This is a genomic window from Franconibacter pulveris, from assembly GCF_056780215.1.
Genome location: NZ_CM165555.1, coordinates 1,975,654 through 1,999,579 on the forward strand (window position 1 = coordinate 1,975,654; position 23,926 = coordinate 1,999,579).

At 61.3% G+C, this 23,926-nt stretch carries 22 protein-coding genes; 15 read left to right on the plus strand and 7 right to left on the minus strand.

Annotation, left to right across the window (positions count from 1 at the left end):
* Nucleotides 1-41: 41 nt before the first annotated feature.
* From hypE to hypA, 5 genes are read right to left on the minus strand one after another with little or no spacing between them, the layout of a single operon-like run.
* A complete protein-coding gene (gene hypE, locus ACU4F7_RS09430; protein WP_481638500.1) occupies nt 42-1,052 on the minus strand; it encodes a hydrogenase expression/formation protein HypE in 1,011 nt (336 codons plus the stop codon).
* On the minus strand, nt 1,049-2,170 hold the full coding sequence (gene hypD / locus ACU4F7_RS09435) for a hydrogenase formation protein HypD (RefSeq protein WP_481638501.1): 1,122 nt from the start codon (nt 2,168-2,170) through the stop codon (nt 1,049-1,051). The genes hypE and hypD overlap by 4 nt, the downstream gene beginning before the upstream one ends.
* Nucleotides 2,170-2,448, minus strand: coding sequence for a HypC/HybG/HupF family hydrogenase formation chaperone (locus ACU4F7_RS09440; protein ID WP_029592952.1), 279 nt, complete (start codon nt 2,446-2,448; stop codon nt 2,170-2,172). The genes hypD and ACU4F7_RS09440 overlap by 1 nt, the downstream gene beginning before the upstream one ends.
* A complete protein-coding gene (gene hypB / locus ACU4F7_RS09445; RefSeq protein WP_481638502.1) occupies nt 2,439-3,305 on the minus strand; it encodes a hydrogenase nickel incorporation protein HypB in 867 nt (288 codons plus the stop codon). Before hypB ends, ACU4F7_RS09440 begins: the two co-directional genes overlap by 10 nt.
* A gap of 2 nt (nt 3,306-3,307) precedes the next feature.
* Nucleotides 3,308-3,658: a hydrogenase maturation nickel metallochaperone HypA gene (gene hypA, locus ACU4F7_RS09450; protein WP_029592954.1), complete on the minus strand. Its 351-nt coding sequence runs from the start codon at nt 3,656-3,658 to the stop codon at nt 3,308-3,310.
* Nucleotides 3,659-3,879: 221 nt separating this feature from the next.
* Between hypA and hycA the strand changes: the two genes are divergently transcribed.
* The 15 genes from hycA to fdhF (ACU4F7_RS09525) all read left to right on the plus strand — a co-directional run bounded on the left by hycA (nt 3,880) and on the right by fdhF (ACU4F7_RS09525) (nt 21,709).
* Nucleotides 3,880-4,347: a formate hydrogenlyase regulator HycA gene (gene hycA / locus ACU4F7_RS09455; RefSeq protein ID WP_024559358.1), complete on the plus strand. Its 468-nt coding sequence runs from the start codon at nt 3,880-3,882 to the stop codon at nt 4,345-4,347.
* A gap of 70 nt (nt 4,348-4,417) precedes the next feature.
* A complete protein-coding gene (locus ACU4F7_RS09460; protein WP_481638503.1) occupies nt 4,418-5,026 on the plus strand; it encodes a 4Fe-4S dicluster domain-containing protein in 609 nt (202 codons plus the stop codon).
* Entirely contained in the window at nt 5,023-6,843 is a 1,821-nt protein-coding gene (gene hycC / locus ACU4F7_RS09465) for a formate hydrogenlyase subunit 3 (RefSeq protein WP_481638504.1), read from the plus strand. Before ACU4F7_RS09460 ends, hycC begins: the two co-directional genes overlap by 4 nt.
* A gap of 1 nt (nt 6,844) precedes the next feature.
* Nucleotides 6,845-7,771, plus strand: coding sequence for a respiratory chain complex I subunit 1 family protein (locus ACU4F7_RS09470; RefSeq protein ID WP_029592958.1), 927 nt, complete (start codon nt 6,845-6,847; stop codon nt 7,769-7,771).
* A 15-nt stretch (nt 7,772-7,786) separates the two neighbouring features.
* Nucleotides 7,787-9,496, plus strand: coding sequence for a hydrogenase large subunit (locus ACU4F7_RS09475; protein ID WP_029592959.1), 1,710 nt, complete (start codon nt 7,787-7,789; stop codon nt 9,494-9,496).
* A 12-nt stretch (nt 9,497-9,508) separates the two neighbouring features.
* The gene (locus tag ACU4F7_RS09480) at nt 9,509-10,051 is read left to right on the plus strand and encodes a formate hydrogenlyase complex iron-sulfur subunit (RefSeq protein WP_325937917.1); all 543 of its coding nucleotides are present in this window, start codon (nt 9,509-9,511) and stop codon (nt 10,049-10,051) included.
* Nucleotides 10,048-10,815, plus strand: a complete 768-nt coding sequence (locus tag ACU4F7_RS09485; protein WP_029592961.1) for an NADH-quinone oxidoreductase subunit B family protein — start codon at nt 10,048-10,050, stop codon at nt 10,813-10,815. Before ACU4F7_RS09480 ends, ACU4F7_RS09485 begins: the two co-directional genes overlap by 4 nt.
* The gene (locus tag ACU4F7_RS09490) at nt 10,812-11,219 is read left to right on the plus strand and encodes a formate hydrogenlyase maturation HycH family protein (RefSeq protein ID WP_029592962.1); all 408 of its coding nucleotides are present in this window, start codon (nt 10,812-10,814) and stop codon (nt 11,217-11,219) included. Before ACU4F7_RS09485 ends, ACU4F7_RS09490 begins: the two co-directional genes overlap by 4 nt.
* Nucleotides 11,212-11,679 carry a hydrogenase maturation peptidase HycI gene (hycI, locus tag ACU4F7_RS09495; protein WP_481638505.1) on the plus strand — a complete coding sequence of 156 codons (468 nt, stop codon included), beginning with the start codon at nt 11,212-11,214 and terminating at the stop codon, nt 11,677-11,679. Before ACU4F7_RS09490 ends, hycI begins: the two co-directional genes overlap by 8 nt.
* A gap of 1,253 nt (nt 11,680-12,932) precedes the next feature.
* The gene (gene glgS / locus ACU4F7_RS09500; protein WP_029592680.1) at nt 12,933-13,154 is read left to right on the plus strand and encodes a cell surface composition regulator GlgS; all 222 of its coding nucleotides are present in this window, start codon (nt 12,933-12,935) and stop codon (nt 13,152-13,154) included.
* 198 nt (nt 13,155-13,352) lie between these two features.
* Nucleotides 13,353-13,898, plus strand: a complete 546-nt coding sequence (hydN, locus tag ACU4F7_RS09505; RefSeq protein ID WP_024559476.1) for an electron transport protein HydN — start codon at nt 13,353-13,355, stop codon at nt 13,896-13,898.
* Nucleotides 13,899-13,932: 34 nt separating this feature from the next.
* A complete protein-coding gene (fdhF, locus tag ACU4F7_RS09510) occupies nt 13,933-16,083 on the plus strand; it encodes a formate dehydrogenase subunit alpha (protein WP_481638506.1) in 2,151 nt (716 codons plus the stop codon).
* Between the two features lie 53 nt (nt 16,084-16,136).
* Entirely contained in the window at nt 16,137-18,359 is a 2,223-nt protein-coding gene (gene hypF, locus ACU4F7_RS09515; RefSeq protein WP_481638507.1) for a carbamoyltransferase HypF, read from the plus strand.
* Between the two features lie 17 nt (nt 18,360-18,376).
* The gene (locus ACU4F7_RS09520; RefSeq protein WP_481638508.1) at nt 18,377-19,393 is read left to right on the plus strand and encodes a HoxN/HupN/NixA family nickel/cobalt transporter; all 1,017 of its coding nucleotides are present in this window, start codon (nt 18,377-18,379) and stop codon (nt 19,391-19,393) included.
* A gap of 168 nt (nt 19,394-19,561) precedes the next feature.
* Nucleotides 19,562-21,709, plus strand: a complete 2,148-nt coding sequence (gene fdhF, locus ACU4F7_RS09525; RefSeq protein ID WP_081708413.1) for a formate dehydrogenase subunit alpha — start codon at nt 19,562-19,564, stop codon at nt 21,707-21,709.
* Nucleotides 21,710-21,832: 123 nt separating this feature from the next.
* On the opposite strand, the gene ACU4F7_RS09530 is transcribed toward fdhF (ACU4F7_RS09525), so the two are convergent.
* Both ACU4F7_RS09530 and ACU4F7_RS09535 read right to left on the minus strand, forming a co-directional pair.
* Nucleotides 21,833-22,720 carry a hypothetical protein gene (locus tag ACU4F7_RS09530; RefSeq protein ID WP_029592685.1) on the minus strand — a complete coding sequence of 296 codons (888 nt, stop codon included), beginning with the start codon at nt 22,718-22,720 and terminating at the stop codon, nt 21,833-21,835.
* A 169-nt stretch (nt 22,721-22,889) separates the two neighbouring features.
* Nucleotides 22,890-23,846 carry a hypothetical protein gene (locus tag ACU4F7_RS09535; protein WP_029592686.1) on the minus strand — a complete coding sequence of 319 codons (957 nt, stop codon included), beginning with the start codon at nt 23,844-23,846 and terminating at the stop codon, nt 22,890-22,892.
* Nucleotides 23,847-23,926 lie beyond the last annotated feature (80 nt).

Genomic DNA, 23,926 nt, shown 5'->3' on the forward strand with positions numbered 1-23,926 from the left:
AACTAAAGGCTAATTAATGGTTTTTTGCGCAGGAACAGGCTTTAGCAGATCCGCGGCAACGGTTCGCTGTGCGGCAGATCAAGCGTGCGCTTCACGCCGTAGAGCCCGCAAAGCCGCACGCCCGCGCTGGCGGTGACTTCGCCGACTATCGCGGCGTCGCGCCCCAGCGGATGCGCCCTTAGTACCGCCAGCGCCTGTTGCGCCGCTTCCCGCGCCACGCCAATCACCAGCTTTCCTTCGTTGGCGAAGTTAAGGGCGTCCAGCCCCAGCAGCTCGCACACGCCGCGCACCGACGGCTTGAGCGGCAACGCCTTCTCCTGCAGCGCCATGCCGCAGCCGCTGCTGGCGGCGAACTCATGCATCACCGCGTTAACGCCGCCGCGGGTGGCGTCGCGCAGCGCTTTCACGCCCCGGATCGGGCGCAGCGCCTCAATCAGCGGCGAGAGCAGGGCGCAGTCGCTCGAAAGCGCCCCTTCAAGCCCCAGCTGTTCACGCAGGTTAAGGATAGTAGCGCCATGATCGCCGAGCGTGCCGGAAACCAGCAGCACGTCGCCCGGCGTCAGCGAAGCGGCGCCCCAGTGAATCGCCGTCGGAATCGCCCCCAGCCCGGCGGTGTTGATAAAAAGCTTATCCGCCGCGCCGCGCGGCACCACCTTGGTATCGCCGGTCACAATCTCTATCCCCGCTTCGCGGGCAGTGGCCGCCATGCTGTTCACCACGCGCTCAAGCGTCGCCAGCGCAAGCCCCTCTTCAAGAATAAAGCCGCAGGAGAGCCAGCGCGGGAGCGCGCCGCTGACCGCCACGTCGTTAGCCGTGCCGCAGACGGCGAGCTTGCCGATATCGCCGCCGGGAAAAAAAAGCGGGTCGATGACGTAGCTGTCGGTGGAAAACGCCAGGCGATCGCCCCGCGCGGTAAGCTCCGCGAGCGGCAGGCGCGCCTGGTCTTCCTGTTCGTCAAGCCAGGGGTTAGCGAACGCCTGCATAAAAAGTTGGCCGATTAACTGCTGCATCGCCTGGCCGCCGCTGCCGTGGGCGAGGGTAATGGTGTTCATGCTTCACACTCCTGAGAACGGTACTGATACCACGCCGCGCAAGCCCCTTCTGAGGAGACCATCAGCGCGCCGAAAGCGTTTTGCGGGTTGCAGCGCGCGCCGAACAGCGGGCACTGCGCGGGTTTGCAGCGCCCGGTCAGCACCTCGCCGCAGCGCGCCTGCGGGTCATCGCTGACCTGGTGCTTACGGGGCGCAAAGCGGGCCTCGGCGTCAAAGCGTTGGTACGCGTCGCGAAGCTTCACCCCCGAGCCGTTTATCACGCCGAGCCCGCGCCATTCGCTGTCGCCTTCCACGCAAAAGACATCATCGATGGCCTGCTGCGCCGCCGGGTTGCCCGCGTCCGGCACCACGCGGCGGTACTGGTTTTCCACCCGGCTCCGCCCGGCGATTTTCTGCTCTACCAGCATCAGCACGCCCTGTAGCAAGTCCATCGGTTCAAAGCCCGCCACGACCAGCGGCCGCTGATATTGCGTGGCGATAAAATCGTAGCGGGCGGTGCCGATAACCATGCTGACATGCCCGGGCGCGAGAAACGCATCGATGCCGTTTTCCGGCTGCGAAAGCAGGCTGGCAAGGGTTGGAATCAGCGTGATGTGCTGACAGAAGAAAAAGAAGTTCTCCACGCCGCGGACTTTCGCCTGCCGAAGCGTCAGGGCGGTGGCGGGCATGGTGGTTTCAAAACCCAGGCCGAAGAACGCCACGTCGCGCTGCGGGTTTTCTTCGGCAATCTTCAGCGCGTCCAGGGGCGAATAGACGATGCGCACATCCGCGCCGCGCGCTTTCGCCTGCAACAGCGAGCCGTTTTTCCCCGGCACCCGCAGGGCGTCGCCGAAGGTGCAGAAGATAACGCCAGGGCGCTCGGCGATGTCAATGCAGCTGTCGATGCGCCCCATCGGCAGCACGCAAACCGGGCAGCCGGGGCCGTGAATAAACTCAACGTTCTCTGGCAGCAACTGGTCCAGCCCGAATTTGAAAATGGCGTGGGTGTGGCCGCCGCACACTTCCATAATGCGCAGCGGCCGTTCGGCGCTCCAGGGTAGCCGCGCCGCCCGCTCGCGCAGCCTGTCAATAAGCTGCATTACCCGCTGCGGCTCGCGGTATTCATCCACATAGCGCATCAGCGCGTCTCCTCGCCGTAGAGCAGCGGGCCGACGTCCGGCTCCACGTCAAACATGTTTTGCAGCGCGTCGAGGGTATCCAGCGCCTCTTGTTCGTTAATCAGGCTCATGGCGAAGCCGACATGCACCAGCACCCACTGGCCAAGACGCGGCGCGCCGTGTTCGTCATGGGCGCCGACAAGCGTAAGATCCACCTCGCGCTTCACGCCGCTGACCTCAACGCGGGCGAGGTTGCCCTCGCCCAGTTCGCAAATCCGCCCGGGGATGCCTATGCACATCGCTGCGCCTCCAGCCAGGTGAGCCAGGCCGCCATGCCGTCGCCTTTGGTGGCGGAAACCAGCAGGATGTCGATATCCGGGTTGACCTCGCGCGCGTAGGCCAGGCATTTTTCCACGTCGAAATCGAGGTAAGGCAGCAGGTCGATTTTATTCAGCAGCAGCAGCGAGGCGGCGGCGAACATGTGCGGATACTTAAGCGGCTTGTCTTCGCCTTCGGTCACGGAGAGCACCGCCACCTTATGCCGCTCGCCAAGATCGAACCCCGCCGGACAGACCAGGTTGCCGACGTTTTCAATAAACAGAATGCCGCCATCAGCGAGGGGGAGCCGGGTCATGGCGTCGGCCACCATCTGCGCGTCCAGATGGCAGCCTTTGCCGGTATTCACCTGAAGCGCGGGCGTGCCGGTCGCGCGGATGCGCTCGGCGTCGTTCACCGTTTGCTGGTCGCCTTCAATGACGGCGCAGGCCGTTTTACCGCGCAGCCGCTTCAGGGTTTCCGTCAGCAGGGTGGTTTTGCCGGAGCCGGGGCTGGAAACAAGGTTTAACCCCAGCTGTCGCCGTTCGTTCAGGCGCTGGCGGTTGCGCTGCGCCAGCCGGTTATTTTTCTCCAGCACATTAATTTCAATCTCCACCATCTTGCGCTGGCTTAGCCCCGGCGCGTGGGTGCCCGCTTCGCCGCAGCCGTAATGCAGATCGCCCTGCGGGGCGACGGCGGGGGTAAACAGATTAACGGTGGTGATAGCGGCCTGAGTGCGGGCCGCCGGGGCGAAGGGGGCGGCGCGAAACGCCGAGTGGGGGTTGCGTTCATCCCCTTCGATATAAAGGTTGCCGTGTTCGCAACCGCAGGTGGTACACATAGCTACTCCTGTTCGATTTCCAGGCGTTTGATCTGCACGCCGTCGTCCGCGACGATGCGCAGGTTCACGCCGTTACACTGCGGACAGCGCCTGACGCGCTGGGTCAGCAGATGAACATGCCGCTCGCAGTCATGACACCAGCATTCCGCCGCCTGCTGCGCCAGATGCAGCGCGCAGCCTTCCGCGCAGGTATCGCGGCACACCAGCTCAAAGCAGAACGCCAGCGCGCTTTGCTCAACGCAGGAAAACGCGCCGATTTCCAGCCAGACGCCGGTCACCCGCCGCGCGCCGAGCCGCTGCGCCTGTTGTTCAATAATTTCTACCGTCCGCTGGCAGAGGGTGAGTTCATGCATAAAACCTCCGAAGCCATGGGCTGACGCCCTGGACGGGCGATGCAATAACGGTGCCAGAGGGATAACGGTGTCGGCGGAAAGGGTGTCGAGGCTGTCGAAATGACACGTCATGACAGCGCGCAGGCGCTGTCATTGCAAATAAAAATATTGAAATTCAATAAGATAAAAAATGGCACGGTTCATGCTAAACGGGGCTACTACCCGTAAATGAGTGTTACGCCATGATCCTTTCCGAACTAAGCCAGAAAGCAGAATTTATCGCGGATCGTCACCGCAGCCTGCAGTCGCACTGGCATACCTACTGCAATACCCTGGTCCAGGCCATCACCCTGTCGAAACACAAGCTGCATCACGCCATGGGCTGCGAACCGCAGACCGGGCTCAGCTTCTTTCTTTTCGACCACTTCGTTATCCGCGTGGAGCAGGCCGAAGGCTTTAACTGCCACACCATTAACTACCTGGTAGAGAGCCGCGACGGGCGCGAGCAGGCCTGCATCGCCAGCGCCCGGCTGGACCAGAACGGGCTGCTCGACGGCGCGGTGGATATCCGCGACCGCGAGCGGGTGCTTGAGCATTACCTCAATAAAATCAGCGCCGTTTACGAAGGGCTGTATGAGGCGGTGCAGGGCGATGCGCCGCTGCGCATCAGCGCGCTGCTGGCGAACCCACGCAAGCCTGACGTGGCCTGACACGTTTACGTGTCGGCGACTGTCGACGTCGACACATTTCGTCAAAAATGTCTCACCTGAGGAATGACTGGTGAATCGTTTTATCCTTGCTGACTCTTCGCTCTGCATCGGCTGTCGCACCTGCGAGGCCGCCTGCGCAGAGACCCACCGCCTGCACGGTTTGCAGTCCCGACCGCGCCTGCAGGTGATGCGCAATGAAAAAGACTCCGCGCCGCAGCTTTGCCGCCACTGTGAAGACGCGCCCTGCGCCCAGGTCTGCCCGGTAAACGCCATTAACCGCGAGGCGGGGGCGGTCCAGCTCAATGAGAGCCTGTGCGTAAGCTGCAAGCTTTGCGGCATTGCCTGCCCGTTTGGCGCGATTGAATTCTCTGGCAGCCGTCCGCTGCATGTTCCCGCCAACGTCAATAGCCCGAAGGCGCCCCCGGCGCCCCCGGCGCCGGCCCACGTCGGCGCCTTTCTCGACTGGACGCCCGGCATACGCGCCGTGGCGGTGAAGTGCGATTTATGCGCCTTCGACGACGCGGGCCCGGCGTGCGTGCGCACCTGCCCGACCAACGCGTTAAGGCTTGTCGATAACCACGACATCGCCCGCGCCAGCCGCCGCAAACGCGAACTGACGCTTTATTCCGACTTCGGCGATCTGTCGCAGTTGCCTGACATAAACAGAGGAAACGCATGAGCATAGTGACTTTACTGAATGGGGCGCTGGCAGCATTTCTCGGCGGCGCGCTGCTGTCGCTGCTGCTGCGCCCGCATAAGCCGCTGTGCGCGTTTGTCGCGGCGGCGAGCGGGCTGCTCGGCAGCCTTGGTGCGCTGACGGCGGGGGCGCTGGTGCTGGGCGGCCTGCGCCCGACGACCATCGCTGCGCTCGGCGCGGGGCATTTCACCGTACAGGTGGGGCCGCTCAACAGCGTCTGGCTGCTGGCTTTCGGCCTGCCGGGGCTTTTTGTCAGCCTCTTTCAGCTTGCGGGCGACCGCCAGGGCGCGCCGCGAACCGAAGGCTGGCTGCTGAACCTGCTGCTGGCCGCCGCCACGCTTGCGGTGACCGCGGATAACCTCGCCACCCTGGTGGTTATGGCGGAGATAATGAGCCTTGCCGCCATTTTCCTGACGGGCGAGAGCGGCGCAGGCAAACTCTGGTTCGCGCTCGGGCGCTGCGGCACGCTGCTGCTCGTTTTTGCCTGCGGGCTGCTGTGGCGACAGTATGGCACGCTGAACTTTACGCAGTTGCATGAACTCACCGCCGCTCAGCCGCTTAGCGACAGCATTCGTCTGCTGGGGCTTGCGGGCTTTGGCCTGCTGGCGGGCCTCGTGCCGCTGCATGGCGGCGTCGTGCAGGCGCATGCCAGGGCGGGGAGCCCGGCCGCCGCGCTCTTTTCCGCCGTGGTGCTGAAGGTGGGGCTTTACGGCCTGCTGATGATGTCGCTCATCGACAGCGCGCTGCCGCTGTGGTGGGGCGTGCTGGTGATGCTGCTTGGCATGCTGACCGCCTTTATCGGCGGGCTTTACGCGCTGATGGAGCACAACATCCACCGCCTGCTGGCTTATCACACGCTTGAGAATATCGGCATTATCCTGCTGGGCCTTGGCGCGGGCCTTACCGGCCTGGCGCTTCGCGAGCCGGTGCTGATTGCGCTCGGCATGACCGGCGGTCTTTACCATCTCTTTAATCACAGCCTGTTCAAAACCACGCTCTTTTTGGGCGCGGGCGCGGTGTGGTTTCGCACCGGGCATCGCGATATTGAAAAGCTCGGCGGCATCGGCAAAAGGATGCCGGTTATCTCGCTCGCCATGCTGGTGGGGCTGATGGCGATGGCGGCGTTGCCGCCGCTGAACGGCTTCGCCGGGGAGTGGGTTATCTATCAATCCTTCTTCCGCCTGGGGCAGCTTGCGCCGTTTGCCGCGCGCCTGTGCGGGCCGCTGCTGGCGGTGGGGCTCGCCATTACCGGCGCGCTGGCGGTGATGTGCATGGCGAAGGTGTACGGCGTCACCTTCCTTGGCGCGCCGAGAACCGCAGAGGCGGAAAACGCGCAGCCTGCGCCCTGGCCGATGACGCTGAGCGCGGTCCTTTGCGCGCTCTGCTGCGTGGCGGGCGGCGTTGGCGCGCCCTGGCTGCTGCCGCTGCTGCATAACGCCGTGCCGCTGCCGCTGGTCACCGCTCACACCGGCGTTTCACAACCGATGATAACGCTGCTGCTGCTCGGCTCGCTGCTGCTGCCGTTCCTGCTGCTGACGCTGCTGAAAGGCGACAGGTTGCCCGCCCGCACCCGCGGCGGCGCCTGGGTTTGCGGCTATGAACACGAGTCGGCGATGGTGATTACCGCCCACGGCTTCGCCCAGCCGGTGAGAGCCGCCTTCGCGCCGGTCATCGCGCTTCGTCGTTCCATGAGTCTGGTGGCGCCGGGCTGGCGCAACGCCAGTCCGGCGCTGTGCCGCCGCCTGGCGGTTATCGAACTGGCGGTGCTGCTGGTTGTTGTCGTTTCACGGGGAGTCTGAAATGCAGAACGTTATTTTCCCTCTGGCGCAGGCGCTCATTCTTTTTGCCTGCGCGCCGCTGCTGTCCGGCGTCACGCGCGTCTGCCGCGCCCGGCTGCATAACCGCCGCGGCCCGGGCGTGATGCAGGAGTATCGGGATCTCTTCAAGCTACTGGGCCGCCAGAGCGTGGCCCCGGCGGCCTCAGGATGGGTGTTCCGCCTGATGCCGCTGGCGATGATTGCGGTGATGTTCACCATCGCCACCGCCTTGCCGGTGGTGACGCTCGCCTCGCCGCTGCCCGGCGCTGGCGACCTCATCACGCTTATCTATCTCTTCGCCATCGCCCGCTTCTTTTTCGCCATCGCCGGGCTGGATACCGGCAGCCCGTTTACGGCGATAGGGGCGAGCCGCGAGGCGATGCTCGGCGTGCTGGTAGAGCCGATGTTGCTGCTCGGCCTGTGGACGGCGGCGCAGGTGGCGGGCTCGACGCATATCAGCCATATCGCCGCGATGGTTTACCACTGGCCCGTCGCCCGCAGCCTGCCGCTGCTACTGGCGCTCGCCGCCTGCGCCTTCGCCACGTTTATTGAGATGGGCAAGCTGCCGTTCGACTTAGCCGAGGCGGAGCAGGAGCTGCAGGAAGGGCCGCTGTCCGAGTACAGCGGCGCGGGCTTCGCGCTGCTTAAGTGGGGCGTGAGCCTTAAGCAACTGGTGGTGTTGCAGATGTTCGTCGGCGTGTTTTTGCCCTGGGGGCAGATGACGCATTTCAGCATGGGCGGCCTTCTGCTGGCTGTCGTCGCGGCGGTAGCGAAGCTGCTGTCTGGCGTGCTCATCATCGCGCTGTTTGAAAACAGCATGGCGCGCCTGCGCTTTGGCGCCGCCTCCCGCGTCACCTGGGCCGGATTTGGCCTGGCCTTTTTAGCTTTCGTCTCCTTGCTGGCGGCGTGATAAGAGAACTGAACGATGTCTGAAGAAAAAGTGGGTCAACACTATCTGCGCGCGCTGCACGAGGCGTTTCCCGGCGTGGTGCTGGATGAGGCCTGGCAAACCCGCGACCAGCTTACCGTGACGGTGAAGCTCAATTATCTGCCTGAGGTGGTGGAGTTCCTCTACTACCAGCAGGGCGGCTGGCTGTCGGTGCTGTTTGGCAACGACGAGCGCAAGCTTTGCGGCAGCTTTGCGGTCTATTACGTGCTCTCCATGGAGCAGGGGACAAAATGCTGGATAACGGTGCGGGTGGAGGTGGATGCGAATAAACCGGAGTTCCCGTCCGTTACGCCGCGCGTGCCTGCCGCCGTCTGGGGCGAGCGCGAAGTGCGCGACATGTACGGCCTGGTGCCGACAGGATTGCCGGACGAACGCCGCCTTGTGCTGCCGGACGACTGGCCGGACTCGCTCTATCCGCTGCGTAAAGACAGCATGGATTACCGCCAGCGCCCGGCGCCGACCAGCGATAAAGAGACCTACGAGTTCATTAACGAGCTGGGTGACGCCAAAAACAACGTGGTGCCGATTGGCCCGCTCCATGTCACTTCGGACGAACCGGGCCACTTCCGGCTGTTCGTCGACGGCGAAAATATTATCGACGCCGATTACCGGCTCTTTTATGTGCACCGCGGCATGGAGAAGCTTGCCGAAACGCGCATGGGTTACAACGAAGTGACCTTTCTTTCCGACCGCGTCTGCGGCATCTGCGGCTTTGCCCACAGCACCGCCTACACCACGTCGGTAGAGAACGCGATGGGCATCGTTGTGCCGGAGCGCGCGCAGACGATCCGCGCCATTCTGCTGGAGGTGGAGCGGCTGCACAGCCATCTGCTGAACCTTGGCCTCGCCTGTCACTTCGTCGGGTTTGATTCCGGCTTTATGCAGTTTTTCCGCGTGCGCGAAACCTCCATGAAAATGGCGGAGATCCTGACCGGCGCGCGCAAAACTTACGGCCTGAACCTGATTGGCGGCATTCGCCGCGACCTGCTGAAAGAGGACATGATCCAGACGCGTCAGCTGGCGCAGCAGATGCGCCGCGAGGTTAAGGATCTGGTGGATGTGTTACTCAGCACGCCGAACATAGAGCAGCGCACCGTGGGCGTGGGGCGGCTCGACCCGCAGATCGCCCGCGACTTCAGCAACGTCGGCCCGATGGTGCGCGCCAGCGGCCATGCCCGCGACACCCGCGCCGATCACCCCTTTGCGGGCTATGGGCTGCTGCCGGTCGAGGTGCACAGCGAGCAGGGCTGCGATGTTATCTCGCGCCTTAAAGTGCGCATTAACGAGGTCTTCACCGCGCTTAATCTGATCGACTTCGGCCTTGATAACCTGCCCGGCGGCCCGCTGATGGTGGAAGGGTTTACCTATATCCCGAACCGTTTCGCGCTGGGCTTTTGCGAAGCGCCGCGCGGCGACGACATTCACTGGAGCATGACCGGCGACAACCAGAAGCTCTACCGCTGGCGCTGCCGGGCGGCGACCTACGCCAACTGGCCGACGCTGCGCTATATGCTGCGCGGCAACGCGGTTTCCGACGCGCCGCTGATTATCGGCAGCCTCGACCCGTGCTACTCCTGCACCGACCGCATGACGGTGGTGGACGTGCGCAAGAAGAAAAGCCAGGTGGTGCCCTACAAAGAACTGGAGCGCTATAGCATTGAGCGCAAAAACTCGCCGCTGAAATAGGGGAAGGCCCGCATGTTTACCTTTATCAAAAAAGCCTTAAAAACCGGCGTGGCGACCCGCGCGTATCCGCTTGAGCCGATGCCGGTCGATAAAAACTTTCGCGGCAAGCCGCAGCATAACCCGCAGCAGTGCATCGGCTGCGCCGCGTGCGTGAACGCTTGCCCCTCCAACGCCCTGACGGTAGAGACCGACCTCGCGGCGGGGCAGCTCGCCTGGCAATTCAACCTCGGCCGCTGCATTTTCTGTGGTCGCTGCGAAGAGGTTTGCCCGACGGCGGCCATTCGCCTGACGCCGGAGTATGAGCTCGCCGTCTGGCGCAAGGAGGATTTTCTCCAGCAGGCGCGTTTTGCTGTCTGCCGCTGTCGCGTTTGCGCGCAGCCGTTCGCGGTGCAAAAGGAGATTGATTATGTGATTGCGCTGTTGGCGCACAATGGCGATGCCCGCGCCGAGCGCCACCGCGAAAGCGTTGAAACCTGTCCCGACTGCAAGCGCCAGCAGGGGCTTGCGCCGTCCGATCGCATCGATCTGACCCGCGAACTGAAGGAGGCCATCTGATGAATCTGCTCGGCCCTCGCGACGAGAACAACATACCAACGCCGCTCACCGTTGATGAATCTATCGCGCGCATGAAAACGTCGCTGCTGAAAAATATCCGGCGCTCCGCTTACGTTTACCGGGTGGACTGCGGCGGATGCAACGGTTGCGAGATTGAAATTTTCGCCACGCTTTCGCCGCTGTTCGACGCCGAACGCTTCGGCATTAAAGTGGTGCCTTCCCCGCGCCATGCCGACATTCTGCTCTTTACCGGCGCGGTGACGCGCGCCATGCGCTCGCCCGCGCTGCGCGCCTTTGAATCGGCGCCCGACCCGAAAATCTGTATCTCCTACGGCGCCTGCGGCAACAGCGGCGGCATCTTTCACGATCTCTACTGCGTGTGGGGCGGCACGGACAAGATAGTGCCGGTGGACGTGTATATTCCCGGCTGCCCGCCGACCCCCGCCGCCACGCTGTATGGCTTCGCCATGGCGCTGGGGCTGCTGGAGCAGAAAATTCATGCGCGCCTGCCGGGCGAAGAAGATAACCAGCCTGCGCAGATCCTGCACCCGGAGATAGTGCAGCCGCTGCGGGTGAGGGTGGACCGCGCCGCGCGGCGGCTCGCGGGTTACCGCTACGGCCGCCAGATTGCCGACGACTTTATGCGCCACCTCGCGAACGGACATAACAGCGTGGCGCGCTGGCTGGAGCAGGAAAACGATCCGCGCCTGAGCGAGATAGTGCGCAGCCTCAATGAGGTGGTGGATCGGGAGCGCATCGGATGACGGAAAAGGTGGTATTCAGCCGGCTCAGCCGCAAGTTTATCGACGAGAACGATGCCACGCCGCCGCAGGCGCAGCAGGTTATCTACTACAGCCTGGCGATTGGCCACCATTTAGGGGTGATCGACTGCCTGAAGGCGACGCTGGTCTGCCCGTTTGCGGATTATCAGACGTGGATCGGCACGCTTGAGCCGGGCGAGGCGCGGCGCAAGATGGAAGGCGTGCCGCGCTACGGCGAAATCGTTATCGACCAGAGTCATGTGGCGCTGCTGGCGACCGCGTTTGATAAAGCGCTGCCTCGCCAGAGCGCGTCGCAGCAGGCCTGGAGCCGTGAGCTGCTGAGCCTGTTGCAGGCGATTCAACAGGAGCCGGCGGTCTACGTCATGGTAAGGAGGGATCGTGACTGACGTTTTGTTATGCGTGGGCAACAGCATGATGGGCGACGACGGCGCAGGGCCGCTGCTGGCGGAGAAATTTAGCGCCGCACCGCAGGGAAACTGGCGGCTGATAGACGGCGGCAGCGCGCCGGAAAACGACATTGGCGCCATCCGCGCGCTGCGCCCGGACCGGCTGTTGATAGTCGACGCCACCGACATGGGGCTGAACCCCGGCGATATCCGGCTTATCGACCCGAACGACATTGCCGACATGTTCATGATGACGACCCACAACATGCCGCTCAACTATCTGGTGGAGCAGCTCCAGGACGCGGTGGGCGAGGTGCTTTTCCTCGGTATTCAGCCTGATATTGTCGGCTTTTATTACCCGATGACCGAGGCGGTGAAACGCAGCGTGGAGACGGTTTATCAGCGGCTGGCCGACTGGCAGGGGAGTGGGGGATTTGTTGCCCTTGGCGGGGAGGCGTAGCGCCAACCGCTATGTTGCGTTTTCTTATGTGAGTATGTGTGGGCAGTGAAGGGTTCCGTTCGCCAGAGCGTTGTCTTTATATATCGTTTCCCCTCACGCGAACGTGTTAAGGGGGCTCGCCGCCGCCCCCTTAACAATCCCGGCTCCCGGCACGCAAAATCGACCCCTCCGGGGCAGACCTTCCGTTCTGTCATCTGGCTTCGGGTCGGTCCTGACGGTGCATCCCTGCACCGACATGGCCTCACGCCGGTTCCCTCCGGCGTGCCCCGGCCATCTGTCAGCCCGGAAGGCGATTTTGAGGCCGGATAAATGTCATCGCTGACAGGTTGATTAAAACAGTCGTGGTGGTGTCGCTGTAGGACAGGACACGTTTTGGTGGTTCGGGGGGTGAGCAAGCGCCGCGCCACTCTCCGGTTTTCTCCTTCCCCCTCGGGGAGAGGGCCGAAGTGAGGGGAAATGACGGCGCAGCCGTACCCCGGCCGTTAAAGCGAAGCATCTCCTGTAACCAAAATAAAAATCCCGCAGCGGAGGGTTTGAATCCGGCCTCAAAATCGCCTCAGCTTTTTCACGATGGCCGGGGCGCACCGGTCGGACCCGGTGCGAGGGCATGTCGGCACAGGGACGTGCCGTCATGCCCGACCCGAAGCCAGCGGGGAAAAGATGAGGTTTCCCGCTTCAGCGGGCGATTTTGCGCGCCGGGAGCCGGGGTTGCCAGGGGGCTGGCGGCGAAGCCCCCTGGCACGTTCGCGGGAGGAAAAGTGAAATATGAAACAACGCCCTGGCGAACGGAACCCTTCACCTCCCGAACATATATCTTGAGGGAGTAAGGCTCAGCGCCTGCGCCCCTCAGCCCGACCCTTTCTCCAAAGGGGCGAGGGAGAAAACCCACGGGCGGCGGCGAGCCCCCTTAACACGTTCGCGTGAAAAGAGATGACATATGAAAACAACATCCCGGCGAACGTAACTTTTCATCGCCCGCACATATGCATGTCATAAAACGCCACCCTTCACCGCCCGCGCATATATCCAAATAGTAAAACGCAGCGCCTGCACCCCTCTCCCCAAAGGCCCGAAGGAGAAAACCCGCTAAATCTTGCGCCTCGCTGACTCACCCCTTTCACCACGTCCACACTTCCGTGTGATGGCGCGCCTCGCAGAAGTGTCCGAAACTGGCGTTTCTGACCAGGAATCGTCCGAATAAAACCAGACGCAGCGCGCTTCGTATACAGTTGAAGGAGTGGAGGGAGAAACTGATGAACAGACACGATATCTATTCGTTAACTAATTTTGATTTTCTGGCTAGCAGTTTTGCCCGTATGAACGGACAAGGACGACACATCGATATTCGCGCCGTCACCGGTAATATGAGCAAGGAGCAATCCGCCTGGTTTGTTGAGCGTTACAACTTCTACCGTATGCAGGGGCAGATAAAGGCAACGAAAGCCGCCCAAGCAGAAGCGGAGTTGTGGGCGTAAATTTCAGCTAAAAAACGACAAAGCGGGTCCTGAAACCCGCTTTTTTGTTGCCCGCTCGCCGTCATTTGCTTCGTCATTAATGTCGATGACACGTTGCGTCAAACCCGCCTCTTAATAAATCTCCTTTAAAATCAGCATAATAAAATCTGGCACGGATTGTGAATACCTGTGAGGGTTAATCCACAGCCGGAGACTATGATGAACCGCTTCATCATCGCTGATTCAAGTAAATGCATCGGATGCCGCACCTGCGAGGTGGCGTGCGTCGTTTCCCATCAGCCGGAACAGGACTGCGCCGCGCTGACACCACAAACCTTCCTGCCGCGCATTCACGTCATTAAAGGCGTCAATGTTTCTACCGCCACGATGTGTCGCCAGTGCGAAGACGCGCCCTGCGCCAACGTCTGCCCGAACGGCGCCATCAGCCGCGACGACGATTTTGTTCATGTCCACCAGGAGCGCTGCATCGGCTGCAAAACCTGCGTCGTCGCCTGTCCATATGGCGCGATGGAAGTGGTGGTTCGCCCGGTAGTGCGCAACAGCGGGGCGGGCCTGAACGTGCTGGCGGAAAAAGCGCAAGCTAACAAATGCGACCTCTGCTACCACCGCGAAGAGGGACCCGCCTGCATTCAGGCTTGCCCGACCAATGCCATCGTCTGCGTTGACCGCAACAAGCTTGCCCAGCTTAGCGCCGAGCGTCGCCGCCGCGCCGCGCTGGACAACTTTACCCATCTGGCTTTTTAAGCCGCGCTTTCACCTTTTAACAGGTCTGTTACTGATGAAAAAAATCACCAGCGTTTGTCCGTACTGCGGTGCGGGCTGCAAACTGAAACTTGTCGTCGATGGCAACAAAATCGTCCGCGCTGAAGCCGCGCCGGGCGCAACCAATGAAAACCAGCTCTGCCTGAAGGGGTATTACGGCTGGGATTTTCTTAACGATACCCGGTTGCTGACCCCGCGCCTGACCCAGCCGATGATCCGCTATGAAAAAGGCGGCAAGCTGCAACCTGTCTCCTGGGAAGAGGCTATTCGCTACACCGCGAAGCGCCTGGCGCAAATTAAGGCGGAGCACGGCCCGCGCGCCATTATGACTACCGGCTCTTCCCGCGGGACGGGGAATGAAACCAACTACGTGATGCAGAAGTTTGCCCGCGCGGTGATTAACACCAATAACGTCGACTGCTGCGCCCGCGTCTGCCACGGCCCTTCAGTAGCCGGTTTGCAGGCGACGCTTGGCAACGGCGCGATGAGCAACGCCATCAGCGATATCGAAAACTCCAAATGTCTGCTGGTGTTTGGCTACAACTGCGCCGATTCGCACCCCATCGTGGCGCGCCGGGTACTGAAAGCGAAGCAAAACGGGGCGAAGATTATTGTCTGCGATCCGCGCAAAATCGAGACCGCGCGCATCGCCGACCAGCATTTGCAGCTGAAAAACGGCAGCAACATGGCGCTGGTCAACGCCTTTGGCTATGTGCTGCTGGAAGAGGAGCTTTACGACAAAGAGTACGTGGCGCGCTACACCGAAGGGCTGGAGGCGTATCGCGAGGCGGTGAAAGCGTACGCGCCGGAAGCGGTGGCGCACCTTACCGGCCTTAGCGCGCAACAGATTCGCCAGGCGATGCGCACTTACGCCGCCGCGCCGTCCGCCACCATCATGTGGGGCATGGGCGTCACCCAGTTCGGCCAGGCGGTTGACGTGGTGAAAGGGCTGGCGAGCCTTGCGCTGCTGACCGGCAACCTTGGGCGCGAGCATGTCGGCGTCGGACCGGTGCGCGGGCAGAACAACGTGCAGGGCGCGTGCGATATGGGCGTACTGCCCGATTTCTTCCCGGGGTATCAGAAAGTCACCGACCCGCAGGTGCGCGAGAAATTCGCCCGCGCCTGGGGTATCGATCCCGCCGCCATGGATGACCAGACCGGCGTGCGCATTACCGAGGTGCCACACCTGGCGCTGCAGGGCAAAGTCAAAGCCTATTACATCATGGGGGAAGATCCGCTGCAGACGGAAGCGGATCTCGGCCTCGTGCGCGAGGGCTTCGCGGCGCTCGATTTCGTGGTGGTGCAGGACATCTTTATGACCAAAACCGCCGAAGCGGCGGATGTGCTGCTGCCCGCCACCGCCTGGGGCGAGCACGGCGGCGTGTTTACCTGCGCCGACCGGGGCTTTCAGCGCTTTGAAAAAGCCGTGGAGCCGCAGTATGACGTGAAGCGCGACTGGGAAATCATCAGTCTTATCGCCAGTGAAATGGGCTATCCGATGTATTACGACTCGAACCAGCAGATCTGGGACGAAATGCGCGAACTGTGCCCGCTCTTCTACGGCGTCACTTACGAAAAAATGGGCGACATGGGCCATGTGCAGTGGCCGTGCCCGACGCTCGATCATCCCGGCACTCCCTATCTTTACCAGGACAACCGGTTCGCCACGCCGAGCGGCAAAGGGCAATTATTCGCCGCTCCCTGGCGCGCGCCCGCGGAACGGCCTGACAGCGACTACCCGCTGGTGCTCTGCACCGTACGCGAAGTGGGTCACTACTCCTGCCGCTCGATGACCGGCAACTGCGCGGCGTTGCAGACGCTGGCCGATGAGCCGGGCTTTGTGCAGATGCATCCGCAGGACGCGGAAATGCTCGGCGTGCGGGATAGCCAGCTGGTGTGGGTGAGCTCGCGTCGCGGCAGGGTAATAAGCCGCGCCGAGGTCAACGAGCGCATCAACCCGGGCGCGGTTTATATGACCTACCAGTGGTGGATAGGCGCCTGCAATGAGCTGACCCAGGACAACCTGGACCCGATCTCCGGCACGCCGGAGACCAAATACTGCGCGGTGAAGGTCGAGGCGATAGCCGATCAGCGCCAGGCGGAAAGCTTTGTGCAAACCACTTACAGCGGCATGAAAACCCGCCTGCGGGAGACCGTCGACGCGTAAGTGTTTCCTGATAGCGCGGGCCGTGTTGGCCCGCGCCTTTTTTTGACGACAAGATGAACAGCAACGGCACAGTTTTACGTATTCAGGGCAGGGTGCAGGGGGTGGGATTTCGCCCCTTTGTCTGGCAACTGGCCCACAAGCTTAACCTGACAGGCGACGTCTGCAACGACGCCGCTGGCGTCGAGGTGCGTCTGGCGGATAAAGAAGGGGCGTTTATCGCCGCGCTTTATGCCCACTGCCCGCCGCTGGCGCGCATTGACAGCGTGCAGGCGCAGGCGTATCAGTGGCCGCAGCCGCCGCAGGGCTTCACCATCCGTGAAAGCGCGGGCGGCGCGATGCAGACGCACATCGTCCCGGATGCCGCTACCTGTCCCGACTGCCTGCGCGAACTGAATGACCCGACCAACCGCCGCTACCGCTATCCCTTTATTAACTGCACTCACTGCGGCCCCCGTCTTACCATCATCCGCGCCATGCCCTACGACCGCCCGCTTACCGCGATGGCGGACTTTCCGCTTTGCGCGGCGTGCGCCCGCGAGTATGCCGACCCGTCTGACCGGCGCTTTCACGCCCAGCCGGTGGCCTGCCCGCATTGTGGTCCGCAGCTTTTCTGGCGGGCAGGCGCGGAAAGGGCGCAGAAAGAGGCGGCGTTGCAGGCTGCTATCGCGGCGCTGGAGGCCGGGCGTATTGTCGCGGTGAAAGGGACAGGCGGCTTTCACCTGGCCTGCGATGCGCAAAACCCGGCGGCGGTGGCGCAGCTGCGGGCGCGCAAGCGTCGGCCGGCGAAACCGCTGGCGGTCATGCTGCCAGACGCCGCCGGGCTGGCGCCCGCTATCCAGGCTCGCCTTTCTACCCCTGCGGCGCCCATCGTGCTGGTGGATAAACAGGCGTTGCCCGCGTTATGCGGCGCCATCGCCCCGGGGTTGAACGAGGTGGGGGTGATGCTGCCTTCAAACCCGCTCCAGCATCTGCTAATGCAGGCGCTGGCGCGCCCGCTGGTGATGACCTCCGGCAACCTTAACGGCCGTCCGCCCGCGTTGACCAATGAACAGGCGCTGGACGAGCTGGCGACGATAGCGGACGGTTTTTTGCTGTACAACCGCGACATTCTGCAACGGATGGATGACGCGGTGATGCGTGCCGATGGTGAAGTGCTGCGTCGCGCCAGGGGCTTCGTGCCGGACGCCATCGCGCTGCCGCCGGGCTTTCGCGAGGCGCCGCCCATGCTTTGCCTGGGGGCCGATCTGAAAAACACCTTTTGCCTGGCGCGCGGCGGCGAGGCGGTGCTGAGCCAGCACCTGGGCGACCTGCGCGAAGAGGGGGTAGAGGCGCAGTGGCGTCAGGCGCTCGACACCCTGAGCGACATATATGACTTTCACCCCCAGCGGGTCGTCACCGACGCGCACCCGGGCTATCGCACCACGCAACTGGCGCAAACCCTGGGGCTGCCCGTGCAGCGGGTACTGCATCACCACGCCCATCTCGCCGCCTGCCTGGCGGAGCACCGCTGGCCTCTGGAGGGCGGGCCGGTTATCGGCCTTGCGCTGGATGGCATCGGCATGGGCGCGAACGGGCAGTTATGGGGCGGGGAGTGTCTGCGGGTGGATTACCGCCAGTGCGAGCGGCTGGGCGGCCTGCCCGCCGTTGCGCTGCCCGGCGGCGACCTTGCGGCCCGCCAGCCCTGGCGCAACCTGCTGGCGCAGTTTCTCGCGTTCGTGCCCGGCTGGCAGACGCTGCCGGAGGCCGCCGCGCTGCTGACGAAACCCTGGCGGCCGCTGGCGCGCGCGGTAGCGAGAGAGGTGAATTCGCCGCGGGCCTCTTCCTGCGGGCGGCTGTTCGATGCGGTCGCCGCCGCGCTGGGCTGCGTGGGGGAAACGCAAAGCTACGAAGGCGAAGCCGCCTGCCTGCTTGAAGCGCTGGCGACGCGGGGCGGGGCGGTAACCCACCCGGTGACGTTGCCGCTGGTGGAGGGCGAGCTGGACATGGCCGCCTTCTGGGCGCAGTGGCTGCGCTTCGATGCGCCTGCTTGCGCGCGCGCCTGGGCCTTCCACGACGCGCTGGCGCAGGGACTGGCGACGCTTGCCCGCCACCACGCGCGGGCGCAGGGTCTGAGCGTTATCGCCTGCGGCGGCGGGGTGCTGCACAACCGGCTGCTGCGCGAGCGGCTCACCTTTTATCTGCACGATTTCACGCTGCTGCTGCCGCGAGCGCTGCCCGCAGGCGACGGCGCGATAGCGTTCGGTCAGGCGGCGATCGCCGCCGCCACGTTTTCTTAACCCACAGGATAGCTTCGATGTACAGAACTCTGCTAAGCAACAATCCGCGCGCGCTGGCGCTGTTCAGCGCCCTGATTTTCGCCAACCTGGCCGCCTGGGGCTGGGCGCTTTTCGCTTTTCACGACAGCCCGACGCTGATGGCGGCAAGCCTGCTCGCCTGGGGCTACGGGTTGCGTCACGCCGTGGATGCCGACCATATCGCGGCGATTGATAACGTCACCCGCAAGATGATGCAGCGCGGCCAGCGGCCGTTTGGCGTCGGCGCCTGGTTCTCGCTCGGACACTCGAGCATTGTGGTGCTCGCCTCCATCGCCATTGCCGCCACGGCCGCCGCTATTAAAGAGGATCTGGCCTGGTTTCACGACGTGGGCGGCGTCATTGGCACCGCCGTTTCCGCCGCGTTTCTGCTGGCGATGGCGCTGGTGAACCTCGTGATTTTACGCGGCGTCTGGCAAAGCTTTCGCAAGCTTAAACGCGGTGAAGCGCCGGCAGGCGGGGAGGCGGTGAGCGGCGGCGCGATGAGCTGGCTTTTCCGCTCCGCCTTCCGGCTGGTGGGCAAAAGCTGGCATATGTATCTGGTGGGTTTTCTCTTCGGGCTGGGGTTCGATACCGCAACGGAAATTGGCGTGCTCGGCATCTCCGCCGCCAGCGCCAGCCACGGCATGTCGATGTGGTCGATTCTGGTTTTCCCGGCGCTATTCACCAGCGGCATGGCGCTTATCGACACCCTCGATAATTTCGTCATGGTGGGGGCGTATGGCTGGGCCTTCAACAAGCCGCAGCGCAAGCTCTATTACAACATGACCATTACCGGCAGCTCGGTGGTGGTGGCGCTGTTTATCGGCGGGCTGGAGGCGCTGGGGTTGCTGATGGATAAATTCGGCTTGTCCGGCGGCGTCTGGGCCTGGGTGGCGCGGGTGAACGACAACCTCGGCGACGCCGGGTTTGTCGTGGTCGGTCTGTTTCTCCTCTGCTGGCTGGTCTCCTTTATTAACTATCGCCTGAAGGGCTATGACGCGCTGGCGGTGAGTTAAGCGTTCGACACGTCATTTTTGACGAAGGGCGGCGGTGCGACAGCGGTCGCGGCCCGATTTACGCGGCCTTCGCGCCTGTGGGCGGCTGGCACGGTTTCTGCATTAAGACATTCAGATAAGCAGGCCGAACCCGGTCTGCGGATTATTGAGCTAACTGGAGCACTACGGATGAAAAAAGTCGTCACGGTTTGCCCCTATTGCGCGTCGGGTTGCAAAATCAACCTGGTGGTCGATAACGGCAAGGTCGTTAAGGCGGAAGCGGCGATGGGGAAAACCAATCAGGGTGATTTATGCCTGAAGGGCTATTACGGCTGGGATTTTATTAACGATACCCAGATCCTCACCCCGCGCCTGAAAACGCCGATGATACGCCGTCAACGCGGCGGCAAGCTGGAGGCGGTCTCCTGGGAGGAGGCGCTGAATTACGTGGCGGAAAAGCTTTCCGCCATCAAAGCGAAGTATGGACCGGATGCGATTATGACCACCGGGTCGTCGCGCGGCACCGGCAATGAAACCAACTATGTGATGCAAAAATTTGCCCGCGCGGTTATCGGCACGAATAACGTCGATTGCTGCGCGCGCGTCTGACACGGCCCCTCGGTTGCAGGTCTGCACCAGTCGGTCGGTAACGGCGCCATGAGCAACTCCATCGTTGGCATTGAAAATACCGATTTAGTTTTTGTCTTTGGCTACAACCCGGCGGATTCGCATCCTATCGTCGCCAACCGTGTTATTAAGGCGAAGAAAAAAGGGGCGAAAATTATCGTCTGCGACCCGCGTAAAATAGAGACCGCGCGTATTGCGGATATGCATCTGGCGCTGAAAAACGGCTCCAACATTGCGCTGCTCAACGCCATGGGCCACGTGATTGTGCAAGAAGAACTTTACGATCGCGCCTTCGTGGCCTCGCGCACCGAAGGGTTTGAGGAGTACTGCAAAATCGTTGAGGGCTATACGCCGGAATCGGTGGAAAGCATCACCGGCGTTAGCGCGGCGGATATTCGCCAGGCGGCGCGCATGTACGCGCAGGCGAAAAGTGCGGCGATCCTCTGGGGAATGGGCGTCACCCAGTTTTATCAGGGCGTTGAGACGGTGCGTTCGCTCACGAGCCTTGCGCTGCTCACCGGCAACCTCGGCAAACCGAGCGCGGGCGTCAACCCGGTGCGCGGGCAAAACAACGTGCAGGGGGCGTGCGACATGGGCGCGTTGCCCGATACCTATCCAGGCTATCAGTACGTGAAATTCCCTGAGCATCGCGAGAAGTTCGCGAAGGCCTGGGGCGTGGCGTCGCTTCCCGAGCACACCGGCTATCGCATCAGCGAGCTGCCGCACCGGGTGGCGCATGGAGAGGTACGCGCGGCGTACATCATGGGCGAAGATCCGCTGCAAACGGATGCTGAACTGTCGGCGGTGCGTCAGGCGTTCGCGGATCTGGAACTGGTTATCGTGCAGGATATCTTTATGACCAAAACCGCCTCGGCGGCGGACGTCATCCTGCCTTCCACCTCCTGGGGCGAGCATGAGGGGGTTTATACGGCGGCGGACCGCGGCTTCCAGCGCTTCTTTAAGGCGGTGGAGCCGAAGTGGGACCTGAAAACGGACTGGCAGATAATCAGCGATATCGCCACCCGCATGGGCTACCCGATGCACTACAACAACACGCAGGAGATCTGGGACGAGCTGCGTCATCTTTGCCCGGACTTCTATGGCGCCACCTACGAGAAAATGGGCGAGCTTGGCTACATTCAGTGGCCGTGTCGCGATGAGTCGGACGCCGATCAGGGCACCGATTATCTGTTTGAAAAGGCCTTCTCGACGCCGAACGGCCTTGGGCAGTTCTTCACCTGCGACTGGGCGCCGCCGCTTGACAGGGTGACGGAGGAGTACCCATTAGTGCTTTCTACGGTGCGTGAAGTGGGGCATTACTCGTGTCGTTCGATGACCGGCAACTGCGCGGCGCTGGCAGCGCTCGCCGACGAACCTGGCTACGCGCAGATCAACACCGCTGACGCGAAGCAACTGGGTATTGAGGACGAAGCGCTGGTGTGGGTGGTTTCGCGCAAAGGCAAGGTTATCACCCGCGCGCAGGTCAGCGACCGGCCCAATAAAGGGGCCGTTTATATGACCTACCAGTGGTGGATAGGCGCCTGCAACGAGCTGGTGGCGGAGAACCTGAGCCCCATTACCAAAACGCCGGAGTACAAGTACTGCGCCGTTCGGGTGGAAGCCATCGCCGACCAGCGAAGCGCCGAGCAGTATGTGATTGAGGAGTACAACAAGCTAAAAACCCGTTTGCGGGAGACCGCGCTGGGTTAATTGCGATAGCGTGAAAAGAGCGCGCCATCCCCTTTCGCCAGGTAATGGACGGATTGAGTTGATTATCCGGCCTGATCGAAGCGCAGGGGATGGCGATTAATCGCAAGCTAAACACGTTGGCGCTTAGTGCACATGTATAGCTTGATCATCCTCATTAAAAATAAACTGGGCCTCTTCTGCTGGCGATGCAGGCAGCTTCAGTTCGATGACGGGCACCCAGACCGCGTTATCCGTGCTTCGCAACAGATCCAGTTGGTTACTCTGCGCGCTGCTCAGCCCGGAAGTGCCGCTAATGTAGAAAAAAGCCTCGATCGGCAAGGTGCGTTGCATTCCCTGAGCCCAGGTCGCCAGACGCAATTCATTTTGCTCATTGAACGACTCATCGCTGATCAACGCCATGCTACGTATCGCCTGGTAGTATCCATCGGCACGGTCATAAACGCTGTTGCTGCGTGTTTCAAACCCGCACTGGTAAAGATGGCTTCTGCCGCCTTCCAGATAATGGTCGTACCATTGTTCGGCAGTATAGATATTTTGCTGCTGGCAGGGACCGCTTTGCGTCGGATACTGAGAGCTGGGCCCGCAACCGCTGTCGCTTCGGTATTCTGAAGCCGCATCGATCGGCCAGATGCAAAGCACATCGATAGAGGTTGTCTTACCCGCCGGCGCGTTCATGAAAGGATAAAAAATAAAGCCATTATTATAGGAGTAAGCGAGTTTATTAAATTTCGCATCTTTTCTTAGCCATGAAAATGAAACCCCGCCGCTTTCCTGAGAGGCAGGACTCGGGTCCCATGTATGGTACTGATCCGAATAAACATCGGTGCCGCGAATAAAGACGCCGGAACATAAATAAGCAGGCTGGGCCGAAGAGCCGCAATCAGCAGGGGTGGCGTTGTAACTGTCGGTTATAGCTTTCGCAATGTCTGGACCATTGGTTTGCGCCGCCTCGCTAAAATTAAATGAAGCCAGCGCAGCAAGTAAAATAATTACGGTTATTTTAAGTAGCATAAATCACCTTTAATAAAATGCTGTGTGAAGTTGTGGCCTGAAAAAGCCACGCTAATTATTTTAAGCGAGAGCGTATTGTCAGGATTATCGGCAAAGCGCTCCCGCCTTTCTTTCAAGGTTAATGATGTATTGGTTTATTTAGCGCAAAGAAAATAAACGTGTTGTTTTATTAATGGCTTGTCGGCTCCGGAATGAGTTGATCGGCAGCGGAGTAGCTGAATACGGCATTTCCCCCCGGCGACTGCGGCAGTGTTAATTTAATAACCGGTACCCAGATGTGGTTGGTGGTGGTGTTATAAAAATCCTGCTGATTTTTACGTGCGCTATCCAGACCGGAACTGCTTTCCACAATATAGAAGAACGCTTCGATGGGCAGAGAATCTTGTTTACCTTGCGCCCATGTAGCCAGCCGCAGCTCATTTTGCTCCGAGAAATATTTACTCTCGATTTTAGCCCTGCTCAAAATGCTTTGATAAAAGCCTGCGGCAGTGTCCTCGCTGCTATAGTCGCTGGTGGTAAAACCACACATATACAGATGATTTTCCCCACCTTTTTCAAAATGGGTATACCACTGGTCTGCGGTGTAGATTCCCTGCTCCTGACACGGCACGCTTTCTTGCGGGTAGTCGCTGGACGCGCCGCAGCCCGCGTCGCTGCGGTAGACAGTCCAGCCATCTACGGGGAAGGCGCACATAACATCAATATTAGTGTCGATGCCTTCGTTGTCGGGCGCCCAGAAATAGGGATAAAAAATAAAGCCATTATTATAATCGTAAGCAACAGAACTGAATTTAGAATCAGCCCGTAAATAAGAAAATGAAACCCCGCCGCTGGATTGCGATGAGGGGCTGGGGTCCCAGGCATGGAATTGCGTGGAAAAATCATCGGTACCGCGAATTAAGTTGCCAGAACATAAAAACGCAGGCGTACTGCTTGAGCCGCAATCCTTCTCGGTATCGGCATAGTCAGTATTAAGATATTCCGCTGTTTGTTGGCCGCTGGGTCTGGCCAGCCGGGCGGGATGCGTTTTTAAATATTCTGCTTTTGCTTCTTTTAGCGTCTGAGCTTGCGCGCCGGTGGCGGCTAAAATAAGCGAGAGATACAGTGTAAAGGTAGACTTTTTCATAAAGTGTCCTTGGTAAATCATGATTGTTATTAAATAAGGTTAAAGGTTTATTATAATGACCAGAGATAAGGTGTATTCCG

Excerpts from the sequence above, each read along its gene's own strand:
- hypB (WP_481638502.1), bottom strand. The coding sequence starts at position 3,305 with ATGTGTACCACCTGCGGTTGCGAACACGGCAACCTTTATATCGAAGGG.
- hypA (WP_029592954.1), bottom strand. The coding sequence starts at position 3,658 with ATGCATGAACTCACCCTCTGCCAGCGGACGGTAGAAATTATTGAACAA.
- glgS (WP_029592680.1), top strand. The coding sequence starts at position 12,933 with ATGAACAGACACGATATCTATTCGTTAACTAATTTTGATTTTCTGGCT.
- hycA (WP_024559358.1), top strand. The coding sequence starts at position 3,880 with ATGATCCTTTCCGAACTAAGCCAGAAAGCAGAATTTATCGCGGATCGT.
- ACU4F7_RS09520 (WP_481638508.1), top strand. The coding sequence starts at position 18,377 with ATGTACAGAACTCTGCTAAGCAACAATCCGCGCGCGCTGGCGCTGTTC.
- ACU4F7_RS09490 (WP_029592962.1), top strand. The coding sequence starts at position 10,812 with ATGACGGAAAAGGTGGTATTCAGCCGGCTCAGCCGCAAGTTTATCGAC.
- hydN (WP_024559476.1), top strand. The coding sequence starts at position 13,353 with ATGAACCGCTTCATCATCGCTGATTCAAGTAAATGCATCGGATGCCGC.
- fdhF (WP_481638506.1), top strand. The coding sequence starts at position 13,933 with ATGAAAAAAATCACCAGCGTTTGTCCGTACTGCGGTGCGGGCTGCAAA.
- hycC (WP_481638504.1), top strand. The coding sequence starts at position 5,023 with ATGAGCATAGTGACTTTACTGAATGGGGCGCTGGCAGCATTTCTCGGC.
- hypF (WP_481638507.1), top strand. The coding sequence starts at position 16,137 with ATGAACAGCAACGGCACAGTTTTACGTATTCAGGGCAGGGTGCAGGGG.
- ACU4F7_RS09440 (WP_029592952.1), bottom strand. The coding sequence starts at position 2,448 with ATGTGCATAGGCATCCCCGGGCGGATTTGCGAACTGGGCGAGGGCAAC.
- ACU4F7_RS09470 (WP_029592958.1), top strand. The coding sequence starts at position 6,845 with ATGCAGAACGTTATTTTCCCTCTGGCGCAGGCGCTCATTCTTTTTGCC.
- ACU4F7_RS09530 (WP_029592685.1), bottom strand. The coding sequence starts at position 22,720 with ATGCTACTTAAAATAACCGTAATTATTTTACTTGCTGCGCTGGCTTCA.
- hypD (WP_481638501.1), bottom strand. The coding sequence starts at position 2,170 with ATGCGCTATGTGGATGAATACCGCGAGCCGCAGCGGGTAATGCAGCTT.
- ACU4F7_RS09475 (WP_029592959.1), top strand. The coding sequence starts at position 7,787 with ATGTCTGAAGAAAAAGTGGGTCAACACTATCTGCGCGCGCTGCACGAG.
- hypE (WP_481638500.1), bottom strand. The coding sequence starts at position 1,052 with ATGAACACCATTACCCTCGCCCACGGCAGCGGCGGCCAGGCGATGCAG.
- ACU4F7_RS09535 (WP_029592686.1), bottom strand. The coding sequence starts at position 23,846 with ATGAAAAAGTCTACCTTTACACTGTATCTCTCGCTTATTTTAGCCGCC.
- ACU4F7_RS09480 (WP_325937917.1), top strand. The coding sequence starts at position 9,509 with ATGTTTACCTTTATCAAAAAAGCCTTAAAAACCGGCGTGGCGACCCGC.